General features: G+C 33.0%; 26 protein-coding genes and 1 pseudogene. 11 read left to right on the top strand and 16 right to left on the bottom strand.

The features are described 5' to 3' along the window. Window positions 1-3: 3 nt before the first annotated feature. The gene (locus tag DI487_RS08650; RefSeq protein ID WP_109569292.1) at window positions 4-429 is read right to left on the bottom strand and encodes a Rieske (2Fe-2S) protein; all 426 of its coding nucleotides are present in this window, start codon (window positions 427-429) and stop codon (window positions 4-6) included. A 150-nt stretch (window positions 430-579) separates the two neighbouring features. Between DI487_RS08650 and greA the strand changes: the two genes are divergently transcribed. Together greA and DI487_RS08640 are read left to right on the top strand one after the other, a co-directional pair. Next, a complete protein-coding gene (greA, locus tag DI487_RS08645; protein WP_109570642.1) occupies window positions 580-1,056 on the top strand; it encodes a transcription elongation factor GreA in 477 nt (158 codons plus the stop codon). A gap of 15 nt (window positions 1,057-1,071) precedes the next feature. Beyond that, the gene (locus DI487_RS08640; RefSeq protein WP_109569291.1) at window positions 1,072-1,461 is read left to right on the top strand and encodes an HIT family protein; all 390 of its coding nucleotides are present in this window, start codon (window positions 1,072-1,074) and stop codon (window positions 1,459-1,461) included. Between the two features lie 63 nt (window positions 1,462-1,524). Here DI487_RS08640 and DI487_RS08635 read toward each other — a convergent pair whose 3' ends face one another. Next, window positions 1,525-2,682, bottom strand: a complete 1,158-nt coding sequence (locus DI487_RS08635; protein ID WP_109569290.1) for a sensor histidine kinase — start codon at window positions 2,680-2,682, stop codon at window positions 1,525-1,527. Window positions 2,683-2,857: 175 nt separating this feature from the next. Between DI487_RS08635 and DI487_RS08630 the strand changes: the two are divergent. Both DI487_RS08630 and DI487_RS08625 read left to right on the top strand, forming a co-directional pair. Next, window positions 2,858-3,732: pseudogene (locus DI487_RS08630) on the top strand (flavin reductase family protein). Between the two features lie 13 nt (window positions 3,733-3,745). Continuing rightward, entirely contained in the window at window positions 3,746-4,129 is a 384-nt protein-coding gene (locus tag DI487_RS08625) for a DUF3127 domain-containing protein (RefSeq protein WP_109569289.1), read from the top strand. Between the two features lie 58 nt (window positions 4,130-4,187). Here the strand turns inward: DI487_RS08625 and DI487_RS08620 are convergent, their stop codons facing one another. From DI487_RS08620 to ruvC, 6 genes are all read right to left on the bottom strand, one after another. Further along, the gene (locus DI487_RS08620) at window positions 4,188-5,390 is read right to left on the bottom strand and encodes an NAD(P)/FAD-dependent oxidoreductase (RefSeq protein ID WP_109569288.1); all 1,203 of its coding nucleotides are present in this window, start codon (window positions 5,388-5,390) and stop codon (window positions 4,188-4,190) included. An 88-nt stretch (window positions 5,391-5,478) separates the two neighbouring features. Continuing rightward, window positions 5,479-5,841, bottom strand: coding sequence for an MmcQ/YjbR family DNA-binding protein (locus tag DI487_RS08615; protein WP_109569287.1), 363 nt, complete (start codon window positions 5,839-5,841; stop codon window positions 5,479-5,481). Beyond that, entirely contained in the window at window positions 5,841-6,191 is a 351-nt protein-coding gene (locus tag DI487_RS08610) for a DUF4260 domain-containing protein (RefSeq protein WP_109569286.1), read from the bottom strand. Before DI487_RS08610 ends, DI487_RS08615 begins: the two co-directional genes overlap by 1 nt. 41 nt (window positions 6,192-6,232) lie before the next feature. Next, on the bottom strand, window positions 6,233-7,024 hold the full coding sequence (locus DI487_RS08605) for a cyclase family protein (RefSeq protein ID WP_109569285.1): 792 nt from the start codon (window positions 7,022-7,024) through the stop codon (window positions 6,233-6,235). Between the two features lie 12 nt (window positions 7,025-7,036). Beyond that, window positions 7,037-8,218 (bottom strand): radical SAM family heme chaperone HemW, encoded by a 1,182-nt coding sequence (gene hemW / locus DI487_RS08600; RefSeq protein ID WP_109569284.1) that lies wholly within the window; start codon window positions 8,216-8,218, stop codon window positions 7,037-7,039. Between the two features lie 47 nt (window positions 8,219-8,265). Continuing rightward, the gene (ruvC, locus tag DI487_RS08595) at window positions 8,266-8,820 is read right to left on the bottom strand and encodes a crossover junction endodeoxyribonuclease RuvC (RefSeq protein WP_109569283.1); all 555 of its coding nucleotides are present in this window, start codon (window positions 8,818-8,820) and stop codon (window positions 8,266-8,268) included. A gap of 55 nt (window positions 8,821-8,875) precedes the next feature. On the opposite strand from ruvC, the gene DI487_RS08590 reads away from it, so the two are divergent. Continuing rightward, window positions 8,876-9,835 carry a lysylphosphatidylglycerol synthase domain-containing protein gene (locus DI487_RS08590; RefSeq protein WP_170108188.1) on the top strand — a complete coding sequence of 320 codons (960 nt, stop codon included), beginning with the start codon at window positions 8,876-8,878 and terminating at the stop codon, window positions 9,833-9,835. Then, on the top strand, window positions 9,832-10,929 hold the full coding sequence (locus tag DI487_RS08585; protein WP_109569281.1) for a glycosyltransferase: 1,098 nt from the start codon (window positions 9,832-9,834) through the stop codon (window positions 10,927-10,929). Before DI487_RS08590 ends, DI487_RS08585 begins: the two co-directional genes overlap by 4 nt. On the opposite strand, the gene DI487_RS08580 is transcribed toward DI487_RS08585, so the two are convergent. After that, the gene (locus DI487_RS08580) at window positions 10,930-11,409 is read right to left on the bottom strand and encodes a hypothetical protein (RefSeq protein WP_109569280.1); all 480 of its coding nucleotides are present in this window, start codon (window positions 11,407-11,409) and stop codon (window positions 10,930-10,932) included. A 49-nt stretch (window positions 11,410-11,458) separates the two neighbouring features. On the opposite strand from DI487_RS08580, the gene DI487_RS08575 reads away from it, so the two are divergent. The 5 genes from DI487_RS08575 to DI487_RS08555 all read left to right on the top strand — a co-directional run bounded on the left by DI487_RS08575 (window position 11,459) and on the right by DI487_RS08555 (window position 15,212). Further along, entirely contained in the window at window positions 11,459-11,959 is a 501-nt protein-coding gene (locus DI487_RS08575; protein ID WP_109569279.1) for a DUF456 domain-containing protein, read from the top strand. Between the two features lie 12 nt (window positions 11,960-11,971). Then, window positions 11,972-13,231 (top strand): Y-family DNA polymerase, encoded by a 1,260-nt coding sequence (locus DI487_RS08570; protein WP_109569278.1) that lies wholly within the window; start codon window positions 11,972-11,974, stop codon window positions 13,229-13,231. A gap of 53 nt (window positions 13,232-13,284) precedes the next feature. Beyond that, window positions 13,285-13,656 carry a LexA family protein gene (locus DI487_RS08565; RefSeq protein ID WP_245896319.1) on the top strand — a complete coding sequence of 124 codons (372 nt, stop codon included), beginning with the start codon at window positions 13,285-13,287 and terminating at the stop codon, window positions 13,654-13,656. Between the two features lie 256 nt (window positions 13,657-13,912). Then, window positions 13,913-14,287, top strand: coding sequence for a hypothetical protein (locus DI487_RS08560; RefSeq protein WP_146193411.1), 375 nt, complete (start codon window positions 13,913-13,915; stop codon window positions 14,285-14,287). Window positions 14,288-14,291: 4 nt separating this feature from the next. Continuing rightward, on the top strand, window positions 14,292-15,212 hold the full coding sequence (locus DI487_RS08555) for a DUF6624 domain-containing protein (RefSeq protein WP_109569275.1): 921 nt from the start codon (window positions 14,292-14,294) through the stop codon (window positions 15,210-15,212). A gap of 525 nt (window positions 15,213-15,737) precedes the next feature. Here DI487_RS08555 and DI487_RS08550 read toward each other — a convergent pair. The 7 genes from DI487_RS08550 to DI487_RS08520 all read right to left on the bottom strand — a co-directional run bounded on the left by DI487_RS08550 (window position 15,738) and on the right by DI487_RS08520 (window position 21,180). Then, a complete protein-coding gene (locus DI487_RS08550) occupies window positions 15,738-16,184 on the bottom strand; it encodes a hypothetical protein (protein ID WP_109569274.1) in 447 nt (148 codons plus the stop codon). 62 nt (window positions 16,185-16,246) lie between these two features. Beyond that, the gene (locus DI487_RS08545) at window positions 16,247-17,539 is read right to left on the bottom strand and encodes a hypothetical protein (protein ID WP_109569273.1); all 1,293 of its coding nucleotides are present in this window, start codon (window positions 17,537-17,539) and stop codon (window positions 16,247-16,249) included. Between the two features lie 14 nt (window positions 17,540-17,553). Then, the gene (locus tag DI487_RS08540; RefSeq protein WP_109569272.1) at window positions 17,554-17,826 is read right to left on the bottom strand and encodes an AAA family ATPase; all 273 of its coding nucleotides are present in this window, start codon (window positions 17,824-17,826) and stop codon (window positions 17,554-17,556) included. A gap of 8 nt (window positions 17,827-17,834) precedes the next feature. Further along, window positions 17,835-18,290, bottom strand: coding sequence for a hypothetical protein (locus DI487_RS08535; protein WP_109569271.1), 456 nt, complete (start codon window positions 18,288-18,290; stop codon window positions 17,835-17,837). Then, window positions 18,283-19,383, bottom strand: coding sequence for a trypsin-like serine protease (locus DI487_RS08530; RefSeq protein ID WP_109569270.1), 1,101 nt, complete (start codon window positions 19,381-19,383; stop codon window positions 18,283-18,285). Before DI487_RS08530 ends, DI487_RS08535 begins: the two co-directional genes overlap by 8 nt. Before the next feature lie 5 nt (window positions 19,384-19,388). Further along, the gene (locus tag DI487_RS08525; RefSeq protein WP_109569269.1) at window positions 19,389-20,432 is read right to left on the bottom strand and encodes a ComEC/Rec2 family competence protein; all 1,044 of its coding nucleotides are present in this window, start codon (window positions 20,430-20,432) and stop codon (window positions 19,389-19,391) included. Window positions 20,433-20,532: 100 nt separating this feature from the next. Beyond that, a complete protein-coding gene (locus tag DI487_RS08520) occupies window positions 20,533-21,180 on the bottom strand; it encodes an NUMOD1 domain-containing DNA-binding protein (RefSeq protein WP_109569268.1) in 648 nt (215 codons plus the stop codon). Window positions 21,181-21,186: the final 6 nt, after the last annotated feature.

Here is a 21,186-nt window from a genome sequence, read left to right as displayed (position 1 = left end):
TTATTAATTATAAACTCTTAGACTATATTGATCTAGGACTTCAACTCTATATTGTTTCATCGGATATTCTTTTCCTTGTGATTGCCCTGTAAATAAACTATATTCGGCATCATCGCAAGGGCAAATAGCTTTAATACCATCTAAGCTCATAGTTGAGCAACTGCTCAATTCCTGATTAGGACATGCCGCATCAAAAGCTACATAACCGGAACCGGTATTAAATACAAAAATTCCTCTAACTCCTTCTGAACCGGTAAAGACATAAACTGCATTAGCCGGATATAAAAGGGTATTATATTGCGGAAGTGATAAATTCAGTGTTGTAGAAAAACCATAATTCGGTAAATAGGGGTTGGAATTATTAAAACTGTCTTTAGTACAAGACAATACAGAAAAAACAGCAAACAGTAATAACACACTCTTCTTCATAAACAATAAAATATTAATCATTTTGATGTAACAAATTTAAATTAAATATTTTTGCCTTGCGTTAAGATTAACATTAATATTAAAAAATTCACTATATTTGCGTTAAGGAATCCCACAATGGATTCTTTCTATTTATATAAACATGACGTTATGAGTAAAGTATCTTATTATACAGCAGAAGGATTAAAAAAATTAAGAGACGAGTTAGAATATTTGAAAAGCGTGGAACGTCCAAAAGCTTCTGATGCTATTGCAGAAGCACGAGATAAAGGTGACCTGTCTGAAAATGCAGAATATGATGCCGCTAAAGAGGCACAAGGGTTACTTGAAATGAAAATTGCCAAAATGGAGGAGCTTTTAGCGAATGCCCGCTTAATTGATGAATCTCAACTGGATGTTTCTAAAGTTTTAGTACTTTCTACCGTTAAGATCAAAAATCAGGCTAACGGTATGGAAATGAAATATACTTTAGTAGCGGAGAGTGAAGCCGATTTGAAAACCGGTAAAATTTCCGTAACTTCACCTATCGGAAAAGGCCTGTTAGGCAAAAAAGTCGGAGAGGTCGCTGAAGTTCAGGTTCCTAACGGAGCTTTAAAATTTGAGATTTTAGAAATCACACGAGATTAATTAACTGGTATAAACATGGCTTCTATATTTACTAAAATAATAAACGGTGAAATTCCGTGCTATAAAGTTGCAGAAGACGACAATTATTTAGCTTTTTTAGATATCAATCCCAATACTCAGGGGCATACCTTATGTATCCCGAAACAAGAAGTGGATAAGATTTTTGATATGGAAGAAGAACATTATATGGGATTAATGGCTTTTTCCAGAAAAGTTGCCTTAGCTCTTGAGAAAACCATTCCTTGTAAACGTATTGGAGTTGCCGTAGTAGGTCTGGAAGTCCCGCACGTACACGTTCATTTAATTCCTCTGCATGACATGGATGATATGCGTTTTCAACGCAAAGTGAATTTAACAAAAGAAGAGTTTGAAGATTTAGCTGCTAAAATAAGTGCTAATCTATAAACTACGAGAAAGAATATCATATCAAAAAAGCCTTGCATTTATGTTATGCAGGGCTTTTTTAATTTACTGTATCTGACTCTTTGTCAAACTTACCTGTATTGTCGTTCCTTTTCCTATTTCTGAATGCACTACTTTTATTTTTCCTTTATGGTAATCCTCCACTATCCGTTTCGTAAGAGACAATCCTAATCCCCAACCTCTTTTTTTAGTTGTAAAACCCGGTTCAAATATCTTTTGAAATTGATTTTTAGGAATTCCTTTTCCCGTATCTGTAACCTTTATGTGAATCTGATTCGGCAAGTCTTCTATTTCAACATGAAGTTCACCTTTTCCTTTCATGGCATCTATAGCATTCTTAACCAGATTTTCAATGGTCCAGCTATGTAGTGCCGGATTAATATTGGCAAAAACAGGATAATCGGGAGCCTCAAAGCTAAATTTCACTTGTTTGGAAGCTCTGCTCTTCAAATATTCAAATGACATTTGAGTTTCTGCAATAACATCCAATCGTTCTAAAATCGGCTCGCTTCCTATTTTTGAAAAACGATCCGTTATTGTTTGTAAACGCCCGACATCTTTTTCAATTTCATCAACGATATCTTCATCTACATTTTCCGTTTTCAATATTTCAACCCAACCGATCAAAGAGGATAATGGGGTTCCGATTTGATGAGCAGTTTCTTTAGCCATACCTGCCCAAAGTTTGTTTTGGCTCGCCATTTTAGTCGCCCGGTAAAAATTATAGACCACAGCTCCAAACAAAAAAATGATCAGTAATAAAGCTATCGGGTAATATTTCAGTTTATTCAACAAAGGTGAATTACCATAATACACCAATTGATAATTCTGCGCGGAAAGTTCCATTTTTATCGGCTGATTCTCCGATTTCATCTGATTAAGGTATCCTTGCAACGCAATTGTATCATTAGAATCTGAAAGTTCAATATTATCGAAATTGATAATTCTGTTAGTAGTATCCGTAACGATCATAGGGATCGTATTATTTTTACTGATTACCTGAAAAGGCAATTCCACATCGGTATATTCATTAGCATTTGCCAACGTCTTTTGAGCTGTAGCCCAAAGTTCCATTCGCACTCGCTCTTCATTTTTAAAAATCTGAAAGAAATTATACGTATTCCAGACGATAAGAACTACGATAAAAAAAGAGGCTGAGATAATAAACCAACGGGTAATATTTCGTTTGTCGGTGAAATACATAATAGCTATTTGTTAGTAAAAATACTAATTTCATAAACAAGTACAAGTTCCTGCGTTTATTATTCTATCTCTGTCACGCCTTTCGTCCGGTTGCTCCACAAAGAGCAGAAACATCAGGAGCAAATCCTTCTAAAAGTTTATCCTAAATAATTATCTTTGTACCAAACTAAAAAACATGCTGACCATAAATCCTAAAGAAGTTTCTCCGGCTAAACTGCAAGGCTATTTGCAAGGAGCCGTAGGACCGAGACCTATTGCTTTTGCCAGTACGGTTGATCCTAATGGAACCCTAATTTATCGCCTTTTAGCTTTTTTAATATTTTCAGTTCTAACCCGCCGATATTAGTCTTTTCGCCGGCAAGAAGAGTGCGTAATAATACGGTAAAACACACTTTAACGAACTGCGAAGCTACAAAAGAAGTTGTAATCAATATTGTAAACTACGATATTGTACAGCAAATGTCTCTTTCCAGCACAGAATATCCTGATGGTGTTAATGAATTTGAAAAATCTGGGTTAACTATGTTAGCTTCAGACCTTATAAAACCATTCCGGGTAGCTGAAAGTCCGGTTCAATTTGAATGCAAAGTAAATGAGATCGTTCCTTTAGGTCAAGAAGGAGGCGCCGGAAATCTAGTGATCTGTGAAGTGATTAAAATTCATATTGATGAAGCTGTTTTAGATGAAAACGGAGGAATAGATCAACATAAAATTGATCTGGTTGCTCGAATGGGAGGCAATTGGTACACCAGAGCCAATATGGGAATGTTTGAAGTAGAAAAACCCCTTACAACCTTAGGAATAGGCGTTGACAACATTCCTGACTTTATAAAAGAAAGCTACTTTTTTAACGGAAATGATCTGGGAAAATTAGGTAACATTGAAGCCATTCCAACTGAAGAAGAAATTGCTATCTTTGTAAAAGAGGATTTTTCGGTAAAAGCTGCTTTAAGTTCTGACGATCAATTAAAACAAATGCAGCTTGCAAAAAAATTATTAGACGAAAATGAAGTTCTGAAAGCATGGAAAGTGCTTTTAGCAAAAAAATAAATTATTTAGATATATGGAAGTAACAGGGAAAGTAAAAGTAATTAATCCGGTACAACAAATAAGTGCCACTTTTAAAAAAAGAGAATTAGTTGTGACTACTGAAGAGCAGTATCCTCAACATATCATGATTGAATTCACTCAGGATAAGACAGATATTCTAAATCAATTTAACATCGGTGATTTAGTAAAAGTTTCAATTAACCTAAGAGGTAGAGAATGGGTTAATCCACAAGGTGAAACTAAATATTTCAATTCTATCCAAGGTTGGAGAATAGAACGCGTTGCAACGGAAACTCCGGCTGCTTCAGCTCAAGGGATGCCTACCATGCCTCCTGTTGATGCTTTTGAACCGGCAACAAACTTCAATGAAGAAGAACACGACGATTTACCTTTCTAAGAAAAAAGATCTCATATAAAAAGCGCCGTTCAGATGAACGGCGCTTTTTTATTTTTAATTATGGTAAAAAAGAATACCCGTTTTTGGTTTTCCATAAAAAGTATTTTTCAAATAATATTTTATTAAAATCATAAATCACATTTGGAATCATAATAGCAAAACTTCTTGGTTTAAAAAGTTTATCTGATACAATAATTACTTCTTTTTTTCCGGCATCCATAATACACAAGCCCGGAATTTTACCCCAAGGTTTTTCTTTTAACTTGGTTTCTCCTTTCGTCACCCGAATAATATTTTCGGCTACAACTTTTCCGGTTTCATCAGAAGGATAACCGGTTTTCGGAGCTGCAAAAGGAACTGTTTTAGGTGTAAAAGGCAACGGAACATTTACAGCGATTCCGGCAGTCCAGATATTAGGATAATCCGGATGTCTGTAATCATCTCCTGCTGGGACATACCCGGCAGCATTTGCATGAAGTTCCGGAGAATTGGTCACAAAATCCACTCCTATAAACGGCGGCATCAACATTGTAAATTTACTTGGCAACACTTCTCCGTTAGTTAAAATCACTTTGTCTTTTTCCATTTCTTTAACACCTACCTGCGTTCTGAAATGAATATTGAACATTTTCATAAAGCCGGTTAACATGGATTCTGCTAAAGGCATTCCGTCAATTCCGAAGTGTCCTAAATAATCTTCCGGAGTAATCCAGTATAAATCCACTTTTTTACGGATTTTTTGATCTCTAAGCCATTTTTCAATATTGAATAAGAATTCGTAAGCTGCCCCCATACATCCTGCATTTTGGGTCGCCCCGACAACAATTGGTCCGGGATCTTTTTTAAATTCTTCTAATGCTTTACGGATTTTCATTGCTCCGTTTGGCGTTCCTACATAATAAGCATGCTCGGCTACACCGGGAGCTACATCATATTTTACTTTCGGTCCTGTCGCAATAACCAAATGGTCATATTTGAATTCCCCTTTATCAGTATAAACCACTTGTGTTTTCGGATCGACTTTTAATGCCTCTGCATTTATAAAATCAACCCCTTTTTTTTGAAGAATTCCATCTTTTCTAAAAGAAATATCTTTAATTTCTCTTCTTCCGAATGGTACCCAGATAAGAGAAGGAATAAATAAAAATAATGGTGATTTATCTATCAAAATGACTTTGTGAGCTTCTTTCCCTTTTCGTTTAATCTCGAGGGCTGCTGTCATTCCGGCAAAGTTCCCTCCTATTACTACAGTAGTTGTCATGATGTCAATGTTTTTTAGTTTTGTTATTTAAAGTTAGACCTTTATATCAATCCCTACTGTTACAATTGTTACAAAAAAAAGCTCGGTTTTATTGAGAAATTTCAGTTTGCAACTTTTTAGACAAACTCGAAAAAACCAAATCGTACGAATGCCACAACATTTTTACAACTTCCTTATCCTCAACATCTTGATTTACCGAAACCGTATTCCAATGTTTTTTACTCATGTGATATCCGGGCTGAACCCCCTGATAACGAGCTCTCAATTCTAAAGCCTCTTCAGGATCGCATTTTAAATTCAGGGATGGTTTCCCGTTTTCCCAACCGGCTAACGATGTTAAACAGAACATTTTTCCTCCTACCTTGAAGACTAAGGTATCCTCATCAAAAGGGAAATGCTCGGTTACCCCTTTCTTTGACAAACACAACTCATATAATTGCTGAATATTCATTACTTTCCTATATTATCTAAATGTGTAAATTTAAAACCTTTTATATATTTCAACCCATACCCGAAAACTCGATCCATTGAAGCATGGGAAAACAAGATAATTCCAATAATCTGTACTATTTCTGAATGAAAATATAGTCCCAATCCATAAATTCCTAATGCCAATCCTTTATGATGAAAAACATTATATACAAATGCTCCTGTTTTATTGTTTATACTATAGCCTATCATTCCGACATCAGGTACTAGTATCAACACAAAGAACCACCAAACAGGAACATTAAGTTGATAAAAGGCTATAAATCCCGCTATAAACAAGGCTAACTCTTCAAGTTGTAAGATCCTTTTCATCCATTAATTTTTGATTATTAGTCTTTTACCTCATCCTATTGTTACTCAATTTTATACAAAATCGGTTTTCCGGGACTGGCATCATTTTCAAATGAAGCAATTTGTAAATTGAGTAAATAGGTTCCGTCTTTAATTGTATTATCAACGAAAATCATTTCAGTAATGGTACAATCTAATCGGGCATCGTTATTCAAATGATGTACGTCTGTTACATTCCAAAAAGCTTTATGCGCCAATAACTTTCCTTCATCATGCTCCTTATCTACACTTGGTAAATCAATCAATAAATGTTTGATATTCATTTCTCTAATGTAAGCCGCGGCTTTCTCTGACAAATAAGGTGGATTTGAATTAGAATAGTTTTTATGTCTTTTCTCTGCTAAATTAGGCAACGTTCTGATGATTAGAGCTTCAATTTGATGAAGCGACTTCTCGACTCCGCCCGGAGTGACAATAGAAGATTCTATCTGTCCTTTCGTTATCACTAAATCTTCACCTACAGAAATCGGCTCAACTGAAATCAGTTCTGCCAGAAAGAAAAACTGTTGTAAGGACTGATTAACACTATAAAAATCATTGGTTATATGACCTAAACATTCTGTATGTGTTCCGTGCGCATGCGGATTAAAGAAAATATTATTGAAATTAGTTGACGATTTTCCTTCGGAAACTTTCCCTATCCAATCACCCATTTTAACGGGTTCTATTTCCGGCTCTTTCTGGTACCAGGCAATAGGATTTTTATCATCATTCGTTACAGGTAACGAAATATCTATCGGTTTTGATAAATCAACTGTAAAATTTTGACCTTTATACTCTAAGACTGCTTTCAATTGGAATTATTTTTATTCCAAATTTAGCAAAAACAAATCACTCGCTATCCCGTCTGTCAGAAATTTACCTTTTGGGGTCGTTTTTAAAATCTTTCCCGCCTCGCCGGGAATGACAATCTCCAAATATCCCTGCTCAATGAATTTCTGACTTTGCCGGTTAAGGTACTCTGAAAATTTTGTTCCGAATTCACGCTCTACTCGTTCCAATGAAACGCCCCAAATGGTTCGTAGTCCGGTCATAATATATTCGTTATAACGGTCAATTGTTGAAAGTGTTTCCGCCTCAGAAGGTCGTTTATTTTCCTGAATGAACTTGATATAAAGTGTATTATTGGCAAGATTCCAACTTCTGTTTCTTCCGTCATAACTATGTGCTGACGGGCCGATACCGATATATTTTTTACCTAACCAATAAGCTGAATTATTTTTGGAAAAATAATTCGGTTTTCCAAAATTCGACAGTTCATAATGTATAAATCCGGCTTCTTGCAGTCGATTGACCAGCAAATGAAAGTGCTCGTTAGCTACCTCATCTTTAGGAGCTTGAATTGTTCCTTTTTTGATAAAGGAATCTAAAGCTGTTTTAGGCTCTACCGTTAAGGCATAACTCGAAATATGAGGGATCCCGAAAGACAAAGCGGTTTCAATATTTTCCAGCCAACGCTCATTTGTCATCCCCGGAATACCATAAATCAAATCGATTGTAATATTATCAAAATATTGGGTAGCAGTTTCCAGACATTTTTTAGCTTCTTCAGCATTATGTGCCCGATTCATCAGTTTTAAGTCTTCTTCAAAAAAAGACTGGATTCCGATAGAAAGGCGATTAATCCCTATTTCTTTTAGATCCTTTATGGGATGCTTTGCTGAACTTACGTTTCCCTCATCGGATTGAAAGCTCAAATCATCAGGATTAGCCTCTAACGTAATTTCAGGGTTTTCAACTACTTCGAAATTTTCATATACTGTATCAATCAGAAACTGAATTTCTGTAACAGAAAGTATGCTTGGCGTCCCGCCACCAAAATAAATAGTTTCTACTTTTTCATTTCCCGGTTCATTTTTTCGCATTTGGATTTCTTTGGCTAAAGCCAAAACCATTTCCTCTTTTTTCTTCAAGGATGTAGAAAAATGGAAATCGCAATAATGGCAAGCCTGTTTGCAAAAAGGGATATGAATGTAGATGCCTGACATATTTAGTGTAACGTTATGATTGCAGTTGCTATTACTAAATCTAAAAACTATTTCTTGATACGATTCTCATTTTGCTTCACAAAAGCATCCCAACCGGAATAACTTTTCCCTACTTGGGTTTTGCCTGAATTAAAAAAATGACAAACTGCTGCTGCTAAACCATCAGTTGAATCTAAGTTCTTAGGCAACGTTTTTAGTCCTAATAATTGTTGTAACATTTTGGCAACTTGTTCTTTACTGGCATTACCGTTTCCGGTTATGGCCATTTTAATTTTCTTAGGTTCGTATTCGGTAATAGGAATCTGACGCGATAAACCGGCTGCCATGGCAACTCCTTGTGCTCTTCCCAGTTTTAACATCGATTGCACATTTTTACCAAAGAAAGGCGCTTCAATAGCAATTTCATCCGGGTGATAGGTATCGATCAGCTCTATAGTGCGCTCAAAGATACGTTTCAGTTTTACGTAATGGTCGTCTAATTTGCCCAATTGTAATTCGTTTAACTGGACAAATTCCATTTTTTTATTGACTACTTTAATGAGTCCGAAACCCATAATAGTTGTTCCCGGATCGATCCCTAATATGATTCGTTCGTTTGCCAAAAGTTTTGTTTTGCGTTTAAGGTTTCATGTTCAAAGTTTTATGTTACTTTGCAACATGATTGTTATTTCTCACAAAGCTAAACAATTCTTGTTAGTTCTCGCCAAAGTTTTGATTGTGAGTCTGGCCTTTTTTTACATTTACAACAGATTGCAAACTGAAAAAGAAATCACCCTAAAACAGTTGATTCACTTTTTAAACGTTCCTGCAATTGCTATCCTTTTCCTTTTTTCTTTAGCCAATTGGTCCTTAGAAATTCTAAAATGGAAAACCTTAGTAAGCAGTTTTAAAACGATTTCTTTTAAAGAATCAGTCTATCAGACTTTAGGTTCACTTACTGCTTCTGTATTTACCCCTAACCGAATCGGAGAATATGGTGCAAAAGCCTTGTATTTTCCAAAAGAAAAGGTCAAAAAAATTGTCTTTCTGAACTTTATCCATAACAGTAGTCAAATGCTGGTTACTACCTTGTTTGGAACCATCGGTTTGCTTTTTTTATTCTTCTTACACGATAAGAACAACCCGATCTTTCAATTTTCGTTCAAGATCAATAACCTTATTATTTTATTGGTCTCCATTGTACTTTTGGTTCTTTTCTTTATTTATGGACGGAAAATGGAAATTTATGGTTTTTCGATTGAAAAATTACTTCAGAAATTCAACGCTCTTCCCTCTGAAATCCGACTAAAAACTTTTATTTTTTCTTTATTGCGTTATCTTGTTTTTTCACATCAGTTTTTCTTTTGTCTTTTTATTTTTCATACCAAAATTGATTATCCAACAGCACTAATCACTATATTTTCCATGTATTTTCTGGCATCGGTTATCCCGAGTATTCACCTTATGGATGTTGCTGTAAAGGGAAGTGTTGCTATTTACCTTTTTAATACTTTAAATATCGAAAGTGAGAAAATTATTTCCGTAACTTTGCTGATGTGGATTTTTAACTTAGTTTTTCCGGTTATCTGGGGAAGCTATTTTGTTTTACGGTTCAAACCCAAACCGAAACAAGTATGATACTTTTATTTATTGTTTTAGGCATTTATGTAGTAAGCATAAGTGTCTTGATTTTAGGATTCACTAAGATGAAGCCTATTCACTTTCACAATGCCATTCCTCAAACCCGTTTCAGCATTGTAGTTCCTTTCCGTAATGAGGCTCAAAATTTACCTTTGCTCTTAGCCTCTCTCGAAGCGTTAGATTATCCTAAAGATCAGTTTGAAGTTCTTTTAGTTGACGATGCTTCTGATGATAATTTTATACTTCCGCCAACAACTATTGACCTGAAGATCATTCCGAGTAAACGCAAAACACTTTCACCTAAGAAAGATGCTATTAATACAGCTATTACATCTGCTAAATACGAATGGATCATTACTACGGATGCTGATTGTGTTGTTCATTTTAACTGGTTGAAGGTTTATGACAATTACATTCAGCAAACCGATAGAAAAATGATTGCTGCCGGAGTTTGTTATATTCCTAAAAAGGGCTTTTTACATGCTTTTCAGAATTTAGATCTGCTAAGTTTGCAAGGAGCTACTATCGGTAGTTTCGGTGTATTTGGTCCGTTTATGTGTAATGGTGCCAATTTTGCCTACAAAAAAGATTTTTTCTTTGACCTGAACGGTTTTGAAGGCAATGAAAATATCGCTAGCGGCGATGATGTGTTTTTATTACAAAAAGCGGTAAAAAAAGACAAAAAGAAAGTGGGTTTCTGTATGCACGAAAACAGCATTGTTGCTACCCAAAGTTTAGACTCGTGGAAAGCTTTGTTTTATCAGAGAGTCCGATGGGCCGCTAAGAGTCCGGGCTATTCGTCAAAATTCGGGAAATTTTTAGCTTTAGTAGTCTTCCTGACTCATTTAGCCTTACTTTCTGCTTTAATTTTATGGCTTTCCGGTTTTATGGATCAGAATTATTTTATGCTGTTTTTTGGCGTGAAATTTTTAGTCGATCTGGTACTGTTAATACTTTCCGCCCGACATTTTCATTCCGGATTAAACGGACTGTTACTGACTTCTCTGTTGCATCCGTTCTTTAATTTTGCCGTTGCTGTTTACAGTTTGTTAGGATCCTACCAATGGAAAGGAAGAGTATTCCAAAAATAATTACTCTGTCACATTTAAGATTACCGGAAGTACAAATTGAGATTTTACTTTTATTCCTTGTTTGATTGCCGGCTCAACAGTCGGGAAGTCAGAAAGTCGGTTTTGCAAAATACTGTCAATAACCTTAATATCATATGAAATTGAATCCTGCGGTATCTCTGTCTGAAATTGTAAGGTAGCATCGGGGTTTATGGTTACCTTAACCGAAATCGTATCCAGTTCAGGGTATAAAATATGAATTGTATCAATACCTATTCGATTCTGGATCGTTTCGATAAGAAAATCAAACAAACATTGTTTTTGAGTTTCTTTGTCTAAAATAGTATCACACGAAGCTACGGAAGGGTATTGATCGACTTGATTCCAATTTATTTTTTGCAATTCCTGCTGCAACAACTCTTTTTCATCCGGCACTTTTTTATCAAAAAGTTGGCAGGAAGTTAAAAGCATCACTAAAAATAAAATTAGAATTTTGTTCATTTATGCACTAACTTTGTTACTGTTAAGACTGTCAAAAATAATAATATTAATGGAATACTTTCTCCTAATCGTCGGATTTTGTTGTATGTTAATAGGAATTGCCGGTAGTTTATTACCTGCTTTACCCGGACCACCTATCAGTTGGATCGGGCTTTTATTACTTTATCTGAGCCCGAAAATAGAAAATAATTACTGGATATTAGGTATTACACTTGCCATTGCTGTACTTATTGTTATCTTAGATTATGTGATTCCGGCACAAGGAACGAAACGCTTCGGAGGAAGTAAATACGGGATTTGGGGAACCAACATCGGATTGATCTTAGGGTTGATTTTACCTATTCCTTTCGGTTTCATTATAGGTCCGTTCGTTGGAGCATTAGCCGGTGAACTTTTATTTGACAAACAAAATGTCAACAGAGCTTTTAAGGCCGCTACCGGTTCTTTTTTAGGCTTTCTGGCAGGAACTTTCATGAAATTTGTAGTAAGCATCGCTTATTTCGGATTATTCATCGCTTTATTTTGGAACAACAGATCCGTTTGGTTTTAATTTACTAAAAACATGTTTGCCTTAGTCGATTGTAATAATTTTTACGCTTCCTGTGAAAGGATATTCCAACCGCAATACCAAAACCAACCGATTGTGGTATTGAGCAACAATGATGGTTGTATCATTTCGAGAAGTGAAGAAGCAAAACGATTAGGAATTCCTATGGCTGCACCCGAATTCAAATTCAAAAAACTTTTGGCAGAGCACAACGTTAAGGTTTTCTCTTCAAATTACCCGCTTTACGGAGATATGAGCAGCCGGGTTATGAATTTATTGCATCACTTTACGCCCGACGTAGAGATTTATAGTATTGACGAAGCCTTTTTAAATTTTAAAACCGTAAAAATTGACCATTACTATAGCTATGGTCAGGATATAAAAAACTATATCAAGAAATGCCTCAGTCTTCCTGTTTGTGTTGGTATTGCGCCTACCAAAACCTTAGCCAAAGCCGCAAACCGAATCGCTAAAAAATTTCCGGAAAGAACTAACGGTGTCCACGTAATAGATTCAGAAGAAAAACGCCTAAAAACACTAAAATGGTTGGCAATTGAAGATGTTTGGGGAATCGGTTTTCGGTTGAGCAAAAAATTTAGAGCCAAAAATATTAAAACAGCTTATGATTTTACGTTACCCGAACATGAAAACACCATCAAAACATTAATGGGAATAACCGGACTTCGTTTGAAAATGGAACTGGAAGGCACACCCGCTATCGAATCAAACGACTCCAATGAAAAAAAGTCAATTGCCATAACCCGAAGTTTTGAACATAGCATCAGTGATCTTAAGGAGCTAAAGGAACGCATCACAACTTTTACTTCTGTTTGTGCCGAAAAACTTCGCAAGCAAAACACCTTGTGTAACGGTATTATTCTATACCTGAGAAAAGACAGCTATGACCCAAAAAACACTAGGTATAACTATACTTCATTCTATACATTACCTTTTGCGTCAAATTCGACCTTAACAATTAATACTATTGCTTTAAAAATGCTGAATGACCTTTATGAGGAAGGTTCCGTTTATAAAAAAGCGGGAGTTATTGTAACTCAAATCGTCAAAAGCGAAGAGGTTCAACTTTCCATTTTTGAAAACGAAAACCCTAAGCATCAACATCTGATGCATGCTATTGATACATGCAATAAAAAATGGGGGCGTAAAATACGACTAGGTTCACAGGACCTGAAACGGACCTGGAAGATGAAACAAAATCACTTGTCCAATCAATACACCACTAAAATAAACGAGATCCTTACTGTAAAATGTTAAACAAAAAACTCCATTTCTTTAAACCCGATTTTTCTAAACCTAAAAATGTAGTTATGATTAGTGAAGGAATCAAAGCCGGATTTCCTTCACCTGCTTCTGATTTTGAAGAGCAACGCATCAGTCTGGATCAATACCTGGTAAAAAACAGTGAAACTACTTTCTATGCCCGGGCAAGCGGTAATTCTATGATCAATGCCGGAATAGAAGACGGAGACCTGTTGATCATTGACCGAAGTTTGGAAGCCAGTGATAATGTTATTGCTATTTGTTACATTGATGGCGAATTCACTGTAAAACGCATTAAAAAAGACAAAGACAAAGTAATTCTTCTACCAGAAAATGAAGCCTATGCTCCCATTGAAGTTTCGAAAGAGAGTGAACTGCTTATTTGGGGAGTTGTAACCTATGTGATCAAGAAACTTTAATTTCAGCCTTTTTCCACATCTCAACTTATTTCCTCAATTCAACCAATCTCATCATAAACGATATTCAATACTCAGACAAGCTAAAATGGAGATGAACAACCATTTTTTTAGGTAATTCTGTTCACAAACAAACGTTTCAACCTTTAAGAGAGCAAAAACAGTCAAAACCTTTCCCAAAAACTTCATTCGTCGCAAAAAAAAGAAAGAAGTAAGCTCTGCTTTTATTTTTGGAACTCAATTTAAAAACAGAATTATTATGAGAATGCCATTTACAGAATTTATTGCTAGTGGAGACCCGAAGTTTATCATTGTTTTTTTAATTTTCAGTTCAATAGCGGTCTTTCATTTCATTAAAAAATTAAAAACAAAACCTGAAGATCAAAAATTGATCTCTTATTACAATTCTAAAATAGACCATGCTGCCTTTTGGATCCTTATATCCGGCATCCTATCCCTTTTACTGGGATTAATGCATAGCTTTTATTTTGTTGGAAAATCCGGAGGTATTGCTCCGAATTTAATGTTCCAGGGTATCTCTTATACCTTAATTACTCCTGTATTAGGAATCAGTTTGTATATGATCTGTAAAATACTCAAAGGTCTTTTTAATTCTAAGAAAAACAAAGCATAAGGACATGAAAAAGTATCTAAAAACAATAATCCTGCTATGGATCAGCCATAGCTGTTTTGGACAAACTGCAATTTCTGAAGGCGATAGTTTACGACAAAAAGGAGAATTAGACCAAGCAATCATAGCTTATAAGACAATTTACAAAAAAGATCAAAACAATCGGAAAAACGTTTATAATCTGGCATGTGCCTATGCTTTAACTTTTCAAAGAGACAGTGCTTATCATTACTTAAACATTGCTTTACAAAATGATTCTTCTTTATGGGCATTGGCAGATACCGACTTGTACGCTCTAACACAAGATCCCCGTTGGCTTAATATCGAAACGCAACAGATGGAAAAATTCCAAAAAGTAAATGGCAAACTTAAACAGCCGGAATACACAAAAAAATTGCTCCACATTATCATGAAAGATCAGGTACTGGACTATTACATTGAACAAGCCAAAAAATTTTATTCAGAACAAGGCTATATTCCGCAATGGTATTATCCGTTAGCTTATATGAAGCAAAAAACAGCTCAGGACAACTACACGGACATGGAAGAACTAATTAAAACGTATGGATGGCCTAAATATTCTAATGTAGGTCAATTGGCAGCTGATGCTCCTCTTCTTGTCATTAATCATCATGAAAGTGATAGCATACGAAAAAAATACTTGCCTGTAATAAAAAAAGCCTGCTTAGACGGAGAAGGAAGTTGTGTAGAATATGCCAAAATACAGGATCGGATATTGGTTAATGACAACCAACCTCAAATTTACGGAATGCAATTTCGTTATAATGCAGAACGAAGCCTTGAACCCTTTCCTATTCTTGAACCTGAGTATGTGGACCAACGCCGGAAGAAAATCAGTTTAGAGCCTCTAAAAGTGTATTTAAAAAGGAAGATCAACTATGATTGGGAAATTGTACAAAGAAAATAAAGAAGCAACCTTAAATATCAAAAATTGTAATCATTAAAGCCTAATAAGATGTCCGGAAAGACATTCATTAGACTTTCAAATTTAAACTTTGCTATTCATAAAGCAAAATCTGACTTCTTTTAACCATCCTATAAAAAGTCATCCGAACGAATAAACAATCTAAAAATAACATTTAGTTAATTAAAACTTTAAATTAATTATTTAAGCGATTGATTTTTTAAGAAAAAAGATGTGAAAAATGCAATAGAGAAGTCTATATAAACAAAAAAGCCCTTCCGTAAACGGAACAGCTTTTCATTGGTCTAACTACTAAACCTTTGGCACTTTCGTGCCTAAACAACACAACTATCTTTAAAAATGTAAGAGGGCAAAAAAGCTCCGTTGTTCACGGAGCTTCCTCTTTTTCTGGCGGTCTGGACGGGACTCGAACCCTACGTTTTAAACATTTAAAAATCAAATAATTAAAATAAAAAAATTATTACTATCCTTTTATACGACTTTTAAGAGTAAATAATTATTTCGATTTTATAATAATCTCTTTATTGCTTTACTATCTGAATCTAATTCAATAAGTTTATAATTCTCTCGTGAAATTCCATCTAAGATTTTATATATATCAAGTTTTTCATCATTTTCATTATCTAAAACTTTATCAACTGACGTAAAAATTATCACTTGTCTATCATAAAAAGTAGAACAAACTTGGAAGAATTTTTCTAAACTGCTCATTTTAGTTTTATGTTGACCAGGCTCATCAAACATTACGATTCCTATATGATTTAACCCCTCACTCAACAGTGTTAATGTGTAAGCCCAAATATTCCTAACAAAATCAGAAGCTGACGAGTTGATACGAATAGATTGTTGAGGAGCTTGTCTGTTCTGCTGATAAACTGGAAAATATTTAAATGGTTCTTTATCTGATATATTCACTTCCCATTTTTCATTACTATCATATTCAAAATCAAACAAATAGTCCTTATATTGCTTTTCAAATCTTCTTACCTTATCATCATCTTCTTCTTGTTTACTCTTTAACCCCCTAACCTTACTAAGTTATTATGATATTTAGTTGCTAATTCTTTTAAATCTTCAAATAGTTCTCTAATTTTTTTATCAATAAAATTTAGTTCACTAATCTCTTTTTCCAATTGAACTTTTTTTAACACATCTGATTCAGAAAAATCTCTATCATCAGCAATTAAATCATTTGATAATGATTTAATTAATTCTTCTTTATTTCGAAGGTTCTTTTTATAATATTTTAAAATAACATCTTTCTCTTCTATAACTTTTGTTAGCGATTTTAATGAAGTTTGTATTAATTTTTCTTGCCCTACCAAAAACACTTTATTATCTTCCAATGTTAACTTAGGAATATGAATCTCTGCTGAGGATATTAAATCATAACTAACTTTTTGAGTACATGTTGGGCAAATATTTCCGTTATTTCTATTCAAAAAATTTTCATCAAAAACTTTTATTAATGAATTATGATCTTTAATTTCTTTAGTGATTTTTTCTTTTTGACTATTTAAATTTTCAAATTGTAATTTTTGAAGACTTAAATTATTAGAAAAAGTATCAATTTTTTGCCTTAGTAATTTATATTCAGCTTTTTCACTTTCAAACTTTTCAAGAACTTCCAATTTGTTATCTTGTATTTTTGAAATAGGCTTATTCTTTAATATTTCATAATCATCTTTTTTGGATTCTATTAAACTATTTAATGTTTTAATTTCATCTACATCTGTTTTAAATAATACTTTTATTTGATCTATTTCACTTTTTTCGACGGTTAACTCTTTTGGTAATTCTTGAATTTCTCCATTAAATTCACTAATTATTAACTCTAAAGATTTGATTCTTTTATTCCATTCGTCAGACAAATAATTCTTCTCTTTTAAGATTTCATCCTTTTCTAATGAAGTATCAAGTTCATTAAGATCCAATGTAAATTCAATAATTTTTTCTTTAGCCTTTGGAATTCCAAAATATGGCATAGTCGCAAAAAAATCTGACCATCCTTTTGTTTGCTCAATGAATAATGAAGAAAATATTGTTTGCATATATAATGGACTATAACCGTCTTTCTTTGAATTATTAATTACTAATGGCAACTCAACTCCTATAAATTCAGAAAGCCAATTATAAAATCCATTTTCATTTTCATTATTATTGTTACCTCTGACGAAAAGTTTGGTGATCTCAGCTATATTAACTCCATCAATATTAGAATTAAATACTTTGCATAGTTTATTATCCTCAGAACTTGACTTTATATATCTTTCAATCGTTTTTGTTTCTCTAGAATTTGAAACTTCCAAGAAAACTTTAGATACTAAAATATCATGATTAATATGTTCTTCCCATTAATAGTTGTAAAATTTTCTTTTAATGACTTATCTAAAGCTTTGTCATTTTGAGCGCCCAATAATTCTTCCATACCTAAAGCGTAGTAAATACAAGAATTAATAGTTGTTTTACCCCTTGAATTTTGTCCAGCAATTATATTTAATCCCTCCTTAAAGGAAAAATCAAATCCATATATATTATCATCACTATCTTGATCAGATGTAATAATTTCCAGTCTTAATCTTTTTAAAATTAGCATAACTTAGACTATATTAATTTCCAATTTGAATTAGCTTTTTTAATTCTGTTTTTAGGTATCTGTCCTATTGTTTTTATTCTATTAATTTCCTCTACAAATAATTCCTCTTTAATAATTTCTTCCAAAACTTGATTTCCATGCTCTGTTAAACTTAACTCTATTTCTCCTCCAGAAACTTCTTTTTTACAAAGTTCATTTATGAAAGCTAAAGCTAATATTTTTTCAATGCCTGTTTCAAAAGACCAAGGCACTAAACTTGATCGAATTTGCTTCTGTATTTCCATTATAACGGTATAATTTTCATTGGATCGTATACTCCAAAAAATTAAATGTATCAATGTGATTGATGCTTTCCCACCTCTCCCACAATACTTTATTATTGCCAACATTAGTATTAGCTTGTAATAACCATTGTATTTAATTGGGAAAGATACTTCCTTACTTTTTAGAATTATATTAATCATTTTTCTTAGGTATAAAATTTAAAGTGCAGTCCATTAACCATTCAATTATTTGATATTCTGTAATATCTAATTTCATATCAGCATTAAATATCTTTTCAAGTTCTCTTTTTAAGCTTTCGTTTAAAGAACGTCTTACTTCTTTCGCTACACTTGAATTTTCAACTTCACCAGTAAAATCATACTCTACAGTATCCTTATATCTCTTTATTATTTCTCTAAATTTTTTAAACAATTCAGGATATTTATCTTCATATTCATCTATATTATTTTTAATGGATTGATATTTTTTTATATCAATACTAGTTTTTCTATCTGCTATTTGGTTATCACCATATAGAACTTTATTTTTCCTGATTATATCTTCAAATTGTTTAACATTACTATTTTTCCATTCTTCAATTTCTTCTTCAACACTTCTGTTTTCTAAATTCTCAGACCATTTATCTAAATAATCCATGTCTGATAAATCCTGACATTCAGAAATATATTTGATTAAATTGGTTATAAGACAGCAATCAATATCATCATTAAAACCCTTTTCATCCTTTATAGAACATAAAATACCTATTAGATATGGTTTTCCATCTTTAATTACGTAGACACCACTTCCCGACAATCCTTCCGCTATACTAACCGCATCTTCTCCTGCTTGTTGAAAACTTTTACCTTCTAGTGTAATCTTAAATGAAGAAGTTGCTAAATCTAATATTTTTGCATCCCATTTTCTTCTATCTCTCTCTAATATGTTTTGATATCCAGAAAAACTAACTACTTCGTCAGCTATAAAATTTTTAGCAGTTTTAATGTTTTTTAAATCATCATCTTGATAATCTACTTCAAGTAGCATCCAATCATTATCTATATCAAACTCTACTTTTGATATAATTTCAATTTTTTCAAAATTACTGTTATAATGTTCTTGTCTTTCAATGATTATATTTTCAATTTCATTATCGTCAACGCAATGATATGCTGTCAATACATAAAATTTACTACTAAAATGAATAATAACACCACTACCTTGCTTTACTGTCTCTCCATCTATAATAATAGAAACTTTTACACAACTTTTTTTAATTAGTTCTAATGCCATTTGATTTAAAATTCATTCTTATTAAGATACTCCCAATTACCATCTTTAACATCATTCTCATTTATAAATACTCCTGATTTTTTCTTAATTTCTTCAATAGGGTAATTAAAATATATATATCTTTTGTTATTAAAATTCCGTTTTTCATTATAAACTATTCTCGCAATCGTTTCCCTTGATGGGTGTTTATGTTTTGCGGTCCCGCCATTTGTAGAAATAATATAATTGTCACAGTCGATATAATCCAGCATTTTTTGGGAAGTATTGTTTTTACTTCCGTGATGGGACACTTTTACATAATCTACTTTAAGCTTTTCTTCACTATAGTTTTTTACTAAATATTCCTCAATAACCTCTGGTCTTGAATCAGCTAATAATAATAGTTTCAAATCGGGACAATCAAGAATTATAGAAATTGAAGATGCATTTATTAAATCATTTTGAACACTCTTGTCTGGATTAAATGGAATTTTGTTTAATTCAACTAACGCTTTTCGATTAATCGTATTATTATTTTTTGAAACATTAGTTTCAGAAATATCTTTTGCCTTTTCTATTTTTTCTATTTTTGGCCAATTCTTATATAGATCATCTAATATTTCTTTAGTTGGAGAAACTACATTAATATCAAACCCTTCTATATTTATCTTATCCTTGCCTGAATGAATATAGTTAAGAATTTCTGTTTTAGGCATTTTTACTTTTATGAGTTTTTCTAAAGTTTTAGCTTGATTAAAACTTATTTTTTCACCACCAGAAACCTCAATAATATCTGGAAAATTAACCCAAATTTGTTTTACTTCAATTTTCTCAATTATTGAATTTTTAAAAAATCTTATTAAACCTCCTATGTGGTCGGAATCTATGTGTGTTAAAATTATTAAATCTATTGATTTAGTATTTACGAGCTCCTTTTTTAAACTATAATCGAAAGTTGATGCAGTTCCTCCATCAATTAATATATTAACTTCACAATTCTCTTTAACATGCTTAATCAAAATACAATCACCATGATAAGCTTTCAAAACCTTAAAAACAGGAATAGCCATACTCAACAAAAATATTTAGCTAATCTAAATATTTTTATTTCTTTTTCCTACAAAAAAACATTTAGTTCATCATAAAAAGAAATTTAATATAGAATTCCTTTTAGTCAGACAATTTCCAAATAAAGTTTCCTGCCTTATTTCTTTCTCCTCTACGGCATTTTGCAATAGAACTATTGTTAACTCCAGTAATTTTTGAAGCTTCTAAAATTGAATCAAACGAATTTAAATATTCATTCTCTAAAGAATATTGTTCAACTTTATTTCTTCTTTTGTCTTCTTTAATATTAAATGTTGCTGTATAATTCCAATAATAACCATCACATGTGTTCCTATCACCTGTACAAGCCTTACTAATTGAAGAAACTGGAATATCAGCAGATTTTGAGGCTTCGGCTAATGACTTAAATGTTGTAATTAATTCCCCAGTTAAATTAAATTGATAAATAATCTTTTTAAAGCCTCCTCCCCTATCAGAATTATAACCATTATTAAACGAGTCGTATTTTTCAATATAATCTGACTCCTTAAGTGCTAATTCATTTAAATTAGTCGCTGTATCAATTTCTTCCCAAACAAAATTCTCACACCCATATTCTCCTAACGCTTTATGGAATTTATGACCATATTCTTTATTAATTTTATTAATATGGTCTTTTTTACGTTCACTCAATTTTTGAGTTGTTGCTCCTATGTAAACTTCACCATTAATCGTATTTGTTGCTCTGTAAATTATTCCTTCTATCATCATCTTTTC

The sequence above is a fragment of the Flavobacterium sediminis genome, from assembly GCF_003148385.1.
Lineage (GTDB): Bacteria > Bacteroidota > Bacteroidia > Flavobacteriales > Flavobacteriaceae > Flavobacterium > Flavobacterium sediminis.
Note: the sequence above shows the minus strand (reverse complement) of the source record. Positions and strands in the feature narration are given on the sequence as shown.

Coding starts and splice junctions, on each gene's coding strand:
- DI487_RS08650 (WP_109569292.1), bottom strand. CDS start 429: ATGAAGAAGAGTGTGTTATTACTGTTTGCTGTTTTTTCTGTATTGTCT.
- greA (WP_109570642.1), top strand. CDS start 580: ATGAGTAAAGTATCTTATTATACAGCAGAAGGATTAAAAAAATTAAGA.
- DI487_RS08640 (WP_109569291.1), top strand. CDS start 1,072: ATGGCTTCTATATTTACTAAAATAATAAACGGTGAAATTCCGTGCTAT.
- DI487_RS08635 (WP_109569290.1), bottom strand. CDS start 2,682: ATGTATTTCACCGACAAACGAAATATTACCCGTTGGTTTATTATCTCA.
- DI487_RS08625 (WP_109569289.1), top strand. CDS start 3,746: ATGGAAGTAACAGGGAAAGTAAAAGTAATTAATCCGGTACAACAAATA.
- DI487_RS08620 (WP_109569288.1), bottom strand. CDS start 5,390: ATGACAACTACTGTAGTAATAGGAGGGAACTTTGCCGGAATGACAGCA.
- DI487_RS08615 (WP_109569287.1), bottom strand. CDS start 5,841: ATGAATATTCAGCAATTATATGAGTTGTGTTTGTCAAAGAAAGGGGTA.
- DI487_RS08610 (WP_109569286.1), bottom strand. CDS start 6,191: ATGAAAAGGATCTTACAACTTGAAGAGTTAGCCTTGTTTATAGCGGGA.
- hemW (WP_109569284.1), bottom strand. CDS start 8,218: ATGTCAGGCATCTACATTCATATCCCTTTTTGCAAACAGGCTTGCCAT.
- DI487_RS08590 (WP_170108188.1), top strand. CDS start 8,876: ATGATTGTTATTTCTCACAAAGCTAAACAATTCTTGTTAGTTCTCGCC.
- DI487_RS08585 (WP_109569281.1), top strand. CDS start 9,832: ATGATACTTTTATTTATTGTTTTAGGCATTTATGTAGTAAGCATAAGT.
- DI487_RS08580 (WP_109569280.1), bottom strand. CDS start 11,409: ATGAACAAAATTCTAATTTTATTTTTAGTGATGCTTTTAACTTCCTGC.
- DI487_RS08575 (WP_109569279.1), top strand. CDS start 11,459: ATGGAATACTTTCTCCTAATCGTCGGATTTTGTTGTATGTTAATAGGA.
- DI487_RS08570 (WP_109569278.1), top strand. CDS start 11,972: ATGTTTGCCTTAGTCGATTGTAATAATTTTTACGCTTCCTGTGAAAGG.
- DI487_RS08565 (WP_245896319.1), top strand. CDS start 13,285: ATGATTAGTGAAGGAATCAAAGCCGGATTTCCTTCACCTGCTTCTGAT.
- DI487_RS08560 (WP_146193411.1), top strand. CDS start 13,913: ATGAGAATGCCATTTACAGAATTTATTGCTAGTGGAGACCCGAAGTTT.
- DI487_RS08555 (WP_109569275.1), top strand. CDS start 14,292: ATGAAAAAGTATCTAAAAACAATAATCCTGCTATGGATCAGCCATAGC.
- DI487_RS08540 (WP_109569272.1), bottom strand. CDS start 17,826: ATGCTAATTTTAAAAAGATTAAGACTGGAAATTATTACATCTGATCAA.
- DI487_RS08535 (WP_109569271.1), bottom strand. CDS start 18,290: ATGATTAATATAATTCTAAAAAGTAAGGAAGTATCTTTCCCAATTAAA.
- DI487_RS08530 (WP_109569270.1), bottom strand. CDS start 19,383: ATGGCATTAGAACTAATTAAAAAAAGTTGTGTAAAAGTTTCTATTATT.
- DI487_RS08525 (WP_109569269.1), bottom strand. CDS start 20,432: ATGGCTATTCCTGTTTTTAAGGTTTTGAAAGCTTATCATGGTGATTGT.
- DI487_RS08520 (WP_109569268.1), bottom strand. CDS start 21,180: ATGATGATAGAAGGAATAATTTACAGAGCAACAAATACGATTAATGGT.